The sequence below is a fragment of the Streptococcus sp. 400_SSPC genome (assembly GCF_001072745.1).
Classification (GTDB): Bacteria; Bacillota; Bacilli; order Lactobacillales; family Streptococcaceae; genus Streptococcus; species Streptococcus xiaochunlingii.
On sequence record NZ_JVIQ01000015.1, the window covers coordinates 95,547 to 102,713 of the forward strand.

Here is a 7,167-nt window from a genome sequence, read left to right on the forward strand (position 1 = left end):
GAATCAGTTGATTCAAAGGTTTCTTCTTATAAGCTAGTCGAGTGGACTGGTTGAACTTTCTTGTCTGGATAAATGTAGTTTATCGCATTATTTACCGCAGTCGGAGCCTCGCCCAGACCAGTAGCAATCAAATCGATTTTTCCTTCGTAGAAGCAACAGTCGCCACAAGCGTAGATGCCTTCTCGGCTGGTCTCTTGTTTGCGGTTCACGAGGATCTTATGGCGTTGGAGGTCCAAGCCCCATTCTTTCAATTTCCCAACGGATGATTTAAAGCCATAGTTGACAAAGAGTTCATCGATGGGGAGTAATTGGGTTTCATCTGATTTAACCTTGCTAATTTCCAGATGGCTAGCATGGCCATTTTCTCCGATTAAACGGCTAGGAACATAAGGAGTTTGAATAGAGACGGACGAAGCCTTCAATTCTTCAACACTGTGTTCGAGAGCGCGGAAATTATCACGACGATGGACCAGAGTTGTCGGTGCGATTTTTTCAAAGGCTAGAGCCCAATCGACTGCTGAATCTCCTCCTCCTAGAATAGCAACTTGTTTGCCGGCATATTGTTGGATATTTGAAACATGGTAGTGAACGTTCTCGAATTCTTCAGCCCCATCCACTTCTAAAGGACGAGGTTTAAAGGCACCACCACCCATCGCAATAATAACAGCACGACTGAAATGCTGGTCTTTATTGGTTTCAATGAGGAAGTGATTCTCGTTTTTACGAATGTCCAAAACGGTTTCGTTCAGACAAATGTCAGTCTCGAATGTTTCTAATTGATCGATCAACCGTTGGGACAATTCTTCTCCAGTCAGGTTCGTAAAACCAGGGACATCCAGGATTCGTTTTTCAGGATAGAGAATAGCGGGTTGACCACCTAGTTGAGGAAGGGAATCAATCAATTTTACTTTTACTTGACGCATATGGCCATAGAAGGCAGCAAAGAGTCCTACAGGGCCTCCACCGATAATGGTAATGTCATAGATTTCAGACATGAGATCTCCTTTGTGATGTGTAACTAGTCCTATTGTATCATAATTCGGAGATAAATAGAAAGTGGAGGAGGGTACAAGGATTAAAAAGAATGAATCAGGGGATTGAGATATATTTTTTAAAAATAATGTTCGGTTTATTTACAAGTGTTCGATAATCTGTTAGAATAAATTATTATTATTTTTTTTATAAGGAGATTATTCAAAAATGCAATTTGATTTTTGGGTTAAAGTTGCGACCGAATTTATTGCAACAGCATTATTGATTATTTTAGGAAATGGTGCCGTTGCAAACGTTGAGTTGAAGGGTACCAAGGGGCATCAAAGTGGATGGCTCGTGATTGCGATTGGCTACGGAATAGGTGTTATGATGCCAGCCTTGATGTTTGGTAACGTTTCTGGTAACCATATCAACCCTGCCTTTACGATTGGTCTTGCAGTTAGCGGACTCTTCCCTTGGGAAAATGTTTTATACTACATCGTTGCTCAACTTCTTGGGGCTATGTTTGGGCAATTGGTTGTCGTTGCGACTCACCGTCCTTACTACCTTCAAACTGAAAATCCAAACAATATCTTGGGAACATTCTCAACGATTTCTAGTTTGGATAAAGGAACTCCAGAATCACGTAAAGCAGCAACCATCAATGGTTTCGTCAATGAGTTTGCTGGATCATTCGTCCTTTTCTTCGGTGCACTTGCCTTGACAAAACACTTCTTTGGTGCAGAGGTTGCTTCTCTAGCTCAAAGAGCAGCGACTGAGCAGGGAGGGATTTTTGATGCTTCTTCAACAGCCGCAAAATTGGCTTTGTCACAAGCACATGCTCCTGGTTTAGGAGTGGCTCACTTGGCACTTGGATTCCTCGTTATGGCTTTGGTGACATCACTTGGTGGTCCTACAGGACCTGGTTTGAACCCTGCACGTGACCTTGGTCCACGTTTGGTTCACGCTTTCCTTCCAAAATCTGTTTTAGGTGAACACAAGGGAGATTCAAAATGGTGGTACGCTTGGGTACCAGTTGTAGCACCAATCTTGGCTGCAATCGTTGCTATTGCCCTCTTTACCTTCCTTTATAAGTAAGACCAGAACACTTTTCGTAGACATTACGGAAAGTGTTTTTTTAAGAAAGTTTCGTGTAGAAACAATAATTAAGTCTGTTTTTTTATGGGGCTTTAATTGTGTTATTTTAATAAAGGAGTTAGTAGCTTGTTAATTATAATTATTACCATCTGCTTATTATTTTTATATTTCTTAATGCATCATCTAATTCAGCAGTCAAAGAATCCTACAGGAATACTCGGGAAAGGAATGATGAAAATTTGGAATTATACTTATTTTCCTATGTATGTGTGGGCAACCAGACAACTGGATAAAAATGATGTCCATAGAATACTAGATGTAGGAGTAGGAAACGGTCGTTCAAGTATCTTTTTGAAAGAAATCTATCCAAGAAGTACAGTTATAGGAATCGATAGTTCAGCAACTGCTATCTCAGAAGCGAAGGATTCGGAAAGTTTAAACCTTAAGTTTGAACGAAAAGATGTTAGAAAGACAGGTTATCCTGATGAAACGTTTGATTTAATAACAGGCTTTCAAACGCATTTTCATTGGGAGGATATAGAGACTTCATTTACGGAGTTAAGAAGAGTTCTTACATCAGATGGACTGCTTTTGCTAGCTTGTGAATGGCAAAAATTAGTTTATTTCTTGCCACAATTCAAAGTGGAGGATGAGTTTAGTAAGTTCTTGTCGTCAAAAGGACTGAATCTTTTAACAAGTCAGAAGAGTGGGCGATGGATTCTTTATAAGATTGTAAAAGAGACGAATTAAGTCAGTAAATGCTTATTATTAGGAGTAGGGATGAAAGAAAGGAATATAATAAAAGATAATAGAAGAGCTGGTTATTTTAGTTTTCTATATTATTTGCATGAGGAGAAAGAGTTTCATTCAGACGCACTTGTTGCTCTTTGTCAGTATCTAGAAAGGATGGATTCTGTTAGTCTTGAGCAACTGAAAGACTTACGTTGGATTGAATGTCAAATTTTGCGCCATATGGTCTATCATTTTGATCCAAATGATCTAAGTAGAATTCGCAATCTCCCAACGAATTATTGGGAGGAATTGGAAGCATTCGAACAAGTAGTGTCAAAGCTTTATGATCGTTATGAATGAAAGGATTTTCCAAAATCTGAAATTCTAGCACAGTTTTGAAGCTAAGATGATGGTGAGAGATGAATTCCTTTAACTTTTTCTTGACAATCTACAGAATTCCGTGTAGAATAGAATAGATCTTGAACTTGAAGGGAGTGAAAAACATGTCAAAAACAGTAGTACGTAAGAATGAATCTCTTGACGATGCTCTTCGTCGTTTCAAACGCGCGGTTACTAAAGCTGGTACTCTTCAAGAAACACGCAAACGTGAATTCTATGAAAAACCTTCTGTAAAACGTAAACGTAAATCAGAAGCAGCTCGTAAACGTAAAAAATTCTAATTGAATACAAGAACAGACTTCGGTCTGTTTTTTGTTTCTCTAGAAAAATTGAAGATAAAAAACCCGACCTTCTAGCTAGAAGATCGGATCTTTTTATCTGATTATTTGTTTGCAAGCAAGTCGCGGATTTCAGCAAGCAACTCTTCTTGAGTAGGAGCAGCTTCTTCTTCAGCAGCTTCCTCTTTTTTACCAAGGTTTTGAGCTTTCTCAGCAGCTTTTACTACGAAGAAAAGAACAGTACCAACAACAAGGAAGTTGATAACAGCGCTCAAGAAGCTACCGTAAGCAACACCGTTCCATGACAATTGTGCAATCTTTTCAACACCAGCAGCTTTCATAGCTGGGTTCAAAATAAGTGGAGTGATGATATCGTTAACAAATGATGTTACGATAGCTCCAAATGCAGCTCCGATAACGACTGCGACAGCAAGGTCAACAATATTCCCACGAAGGAGAAAAGCTTTCAAATCTTTTAACATATCCTAAATATGTCCTTTCATAATAAATTTTTACAGAGCATAGTATAACTGAAATTTTTTTCGTATTCAATAAATATGCTCAAATTTTTTTAAAAAGTTGATTTAAGGAAAATGGAGGCTTTCAAAACTCAGGAAAAATGTGGAAAAATCGGGTGAAAATCAATGCGGATGATTTACAATTGACAAAAATTAGTTTAAAATAGTTAATGATATTCTATGGTAAAATGGAGGCACTGTTTATGGTTGACAAACAACTGATTTCAGAAATTAAAAACAGTGTGAATATTGTAGATGTAATCGGAGAAGTCGTTCAATTGACAAAGGCAGGACGAAACTTTTTAGGTCTCTGCCCTTTTCATGGTGAAAAGACCCCTTCTTTCAATGTGGTCGAGGATAAACAATTCTATCATTGTTTTGGTTGTGGTCGCTCAGGCGATGTTTTTAAGTTTATTGAAGACTATCGTGGTGTCTCCTTCATGGAAGCTGTTCAAATTGTCGGAGATCAGGTGGGCATTCGTGTCCAGACTCTTCCTCCAAGTCAGTCTAGGCCCCAACAAGCAGATGGGAAACAGCCCTTCTATGAGATACATCAAGAGGCTGCCAAGTTCTATCATGCCATCCTGATGACGACAAAGATGGGTGAAGAGGCTCGGCAATACTTGTATGACCGAGGGCTTGATGATGAGGTTCTTCGGCATTTTCAAATAGGGCTTGCACCAGCAGAAGGAAATTATTTGCTTCAGAGTGTTTCAGGGAAGTTTTCAGAAAATATTCTGGCCGACTCAGGTTTATTTCATATTAGTGATAGGGGGACCATGTATGATGCGTTTCAAGATCGCATCATGTTTCCCTTGTCGGATGATACTGGTCGAGTCATTGCCTTTTCTGGTCGACTCTGGCGTGAATCAGCTGAGGGAGCAAAGCCTCAGGGGAAATACAAGAACAGCCGCGCTACGCTCCTTTTTAACAAGAGTTATGAGCTCTACCATTTGGACAAGGCCAAGCAGGTCGCTAAGAAAAACCATGAGCTTTATCTGATGGAAGGATTCATGGATGTCATCGCAGCCTACCGAGCTGGGATTGAGAATGCCGTTGCTTCCATGGGGACAGCCCTCACGCAGGAACATGTGGCTCATCTGAGCAAATTTACCAAAAAGGTTATCTTGGCCTATGATGGGGATAAGGCGGGAAGGCTAGCGACAGCAAAGGCTTTGGAGGTCCTGGAAAAACAGGAGGTAGAGGTCGTCCAGATTCCTGATCAGATGGACCCAGACGAGTATCTCCATAAGAATTCTCCTCAAGCTTTGGCGGACTTATTGGAAAAAACACGTCTCAGTCGCGTAGAGTTTCTCATGGATTATTGGAAGCCAGATAATATTGAAAATTTGCAGGCGCAGATTGAATTTGTCGAAAAAATGGCTCCTTTAATAGCTCAGACGCCATCTGTAACGGCACAAAATACCTACATTTATAAATTAGCCGATCTCTTGGTCGACTTTGATTATTTGCAGGTAGAACAGACGGTTAATGCTAGTCGACTTCAGATGCGTAGCCAGCGTCAGGAGCAAGGGAAAATTCAGACACAGGCTCCAGTTGCTAGTCCAACTGTCGTGCAAAAACAACTGCCTCGCCTGGTTCGTGCTGAGAATCATCTCCTTCATCGGATGAAGGACTTTCCTTATGTTTTAAATGAATATCGTCTTCGGACAGATTTTTCATTTGATACCCCTGCCTTGCAAACCTTGTACCAACTTCTTTGTCAAAATGGAGAAGTGACATCGCAGGATTTGTCAGAGCAGACAGAGGAAGTGCAACGAGCCTGGTATCTGATGCTAGAAGAAAATTTACCGGATGAAATAGCGGAGAATGAGTTGGAAGAAGTGGAAGAAACGAGGAATCGGGAACTTCTCCGTAAAGAAAGTCAACAAATAGGAAAGAAAGTCCGAGAAGCCTCTCACAGTGGAGATGCGGATCAGGCTTTATTGGAACTCGAGCGCTTAATCGCTCAAAAAAGAAGAATGGAGTAGGAATGGCGAAAGAACAAAAAGATATCACAACTTTAGATGTCCAAATTGCAGAGTTTATTCGTAGTCATAAAAAAAGTGGTACTGCAACAGATGATGAAATCAATGATCAATTGGTCATTCCTTTTACCTTGGATGCCGATGGGATTGATGATTTGTTGCAACGGATTCAAGATGCAGGAATTTCAATCACGGATAAGGAAGGAAATCCAAGCGCGCGTGTCTTGAACAACGAAGAGGAAGAACCAGAGTTGACGGATGAGGAATTGCTTGGAAGCAACTCTGCTAAGGTTAATGACCCAGTACGGATGTACTTGAAGGAAATTGGGGTCGTTCCTCTTTTGACCAATGAAGAAGAGCAAGAATTGGCCATCTTGGTGGAACAAGGTGATTTGGAAGCTAAGCAACGTTTGGCAGAAGCCAACCTTCGTTTGGTTGTTTCTATTGCGAAGCGCTATGTTGGTCGTGGGATGCAATTCTTGGATTTGATCCAAGAAGGAAATATGGGATTGATGAAGGCCGTTGATAAGTTTGACTATACCAAAGGGTTCAAGTTCTCTACTTATGCGACTTGGTGGATTCGTCAGGCCATCACTCGTGCTATTGCAGACCAAGCCCGTACCATTCGGATCCCTGTACACATGGTGGAAACCATCAACAAGTTGGTTCGTGAACAACGCAATCTCTTGCAAGAATTGGGGCAAGATCCAACACCTGAACAAATCGCTGAACGCATGGATATGACGCCTGATAAGGTCCGTGAAATCTTGAAGATTGCTCAAGAGCCTGTTTCTCTTGAAACACCAATCGGGGAAGAAGACGATAGCCATTTGGGAGATTTCATCGAAGACGAAGTGATTGAAAATCCAGTAGACTACACCACTCGAGTGGTTCTACGTGAACAATTGGATGAAGTCCTCGATACCCTGACAGATCGGGAAGAAAACGTCTTGCGTCTTCGTTTCGGTTTGGATGATGGTAAAATGCGGACCTTGGAAGATGTGGGGAAAGTCTTTAACGTGACCCGTGAACGGATCCGTCAAATCGAAGCCAAAGCCCTCCGCAAACTCCGCCATCCAAGCCGAAGCAAACCATTACGTGACTTTATAGAGGATTAAAAAGATCCGGGGGATCTTTTTAACGGTTGCCTAGAAATGGAAAAGCAACCCATGTCCAGTGGAC

At 41.1% G+C, this 7,167-nt stretch carries 8 protein-coding genes; 6 read left to right on the top strand and 2 right to left on the bottom strand.

Annotation, left to right across the window (positions count from 1 at the left end; all coding sequences use genetic code 11):
* Positions 1-26 precede the first annotated feature (26 nt).
* Positions 27-995: an NAD(P)/FAD-dependent oxidoreductase gene (locus ADH49_RS03065; RefSeq protein ID WP_048689377.1), complete on the bottom strand. Its 969-nt coding sequence runs from the start codon at positions 993-995 to the stop codon at positions 27-29.
* Positions 996-1,200: 205 nt separating this feature from the next.
* Here ADH49_RS03065 and gla point away from each other — a divergent pair, with 205 nt between their 5' ends.
* The 4 genes from gla to rpsU all read left to right on the top strand — a co-directional run bounded on the left by gla (position 1,201) and on the right by rpsU (position 3,482).
* The gene (gene gla / locus ADH49_RS03070) at positions 1,201-2,070 is read left to right on the top strand and encodes an aquaglyceroporin Gla (RefSeq protein WP_048689380.1); all 870 of its coding nucleotides are present in this window, start codon (positions 1,201-1,203) and stop codon (positions 2,068-2,070) included.
* 126 nt (positions 2,071-2,196) lie between these two features.
* Positions 2,197-2,820 carry a class I SAM-dependent methyltransferase gene (locus tag ADH49_RS03075; protein ID WP_125329602.1) on the top strand — a complete coding sequence of 208 codons (624 nt, stop codon included), beginning with the start codon at positions 2,197-2,199 and terminating at the stop codon, positions 2,818-2,820.
* Positions 2,821-2,850: 30 nt separating this feature from the next.
* Positions 2,851-3,162 (top strand): hypothetical protein, encoded by a 312-nt coding sequence (locus ADH49_RS03080; RefSeq protein WP_048689384.1) that lies wholly within the window; start codon positions 2,851-2,853, stop codon positions 3,160-3,162.
* A gap of 143 nt (positions 3,163-3,305) precedes the next feature.
* A complete protein-coding gene (gene rpsU / locus ADH49_RS03085; protein ID WP_000048054.1) occupies positions 3,306-3,482 on the top strand; it encodes a 30S ribosomal protein S21 in 177 nt (58 codons plus the stop codon).
* A 101-nt stretch (positions 3,483-3,583) separates the two neighbouring features.
* On the opposite strand, the gene mscL is transcribed toward rpsU, so the two are convergent.
* On the bottom strand, positions 3,584-3,961 hold the full coding sequence (gene mscL / locus ADH49_RS03090; RefSeq protein ID WP_048689389.1) for a large conductance mechanosensitive channel protein MscL: 378 nt from the start codon (positions 3,959-3,961) through the stop codon (positions 3,584-3,586).
* A 239-nt stretch (positions 3,962-4,200) separates the two neighbouring features.
* On the opposite strand from mscL, the gene dnaG reads away from it, so the two are divergent.
* Both dnaG and rpoD read left to right on the top strand, forming a co-directional pair.
* Entirely contained in the window at positions 4,201-5,988 is a 1,788-nt protein-coding gene (gene dnaG, locus ADH49_RS03095; protein ID WP_048689395.1) for a DNA primase, read from the top strand.
* A 2-nt stretch (positions 5,989-5,990) separates the two neighbouring features.
* Entirely contained in the window at positions 5,991-7,103 is a 1,113-nt protein-coding gene (gene rpoD, locus ADH49_RS03100) for an RNA polymerase sigma factor RpoD (protein ID WP_048689399.1), read from the top strand.
* Positions 7,104-7,167: the final 64 nt, after the last annotated feature.

What these genes read in the sequence shown, in the direction of transcription:
- dnaG (WP_048689395.1), top strand. Translation starts at nt 4,201, where the DNA reads ATGGTTGACAAACAACTGATTTCAGAAATTAAAAACAGTGTGAATATT.
- rpoD (WP_048689399.1), top strand. Translation starts at nt 5,991, where the DNA reads ATGGCGAAAGAACAAAAAGATATCACAACTTTAGATGTCCAAATTGCA.
- mscL (WP_048689389.1), bottom strand. Translation starts at nt 3,961, where the DNA reads ATGTTAAAAGATTTGAAAGCTTTTCTCCTTCGTGGGAATATTGTTGAC.
- ADH49_RS03065 (WP_048689377.1), bottom strand. Translation starts at nt 995, where the DNA reads ATGTCTGAAATCTATGACATTACCATTATCGGTGGAGGCCCTGTAGGA.
- rpsU (WP_000048054.1), top strand. Translation starts at nt 3,306, where the DNA reads ATGTCAAAAACAGTAGTACGTAAGAATGAATCTCTTGACGATGCTCTT.
- ADH49_RS03080 (WP_048689384.1), top strand. Translation starts at nt 2,851, where the DNA reads ATGAAAGAAAGGAATATAATAAAAGATAATAGAAGAGCTGGTTATTTT.
- gla (WP_048689380.1), top strand. Translation starts at nt 1,201, where the DNA reads ATGCAATTTGATTTTTGGGTTAAAGTTGCGACCGAATTTATTGCAACA.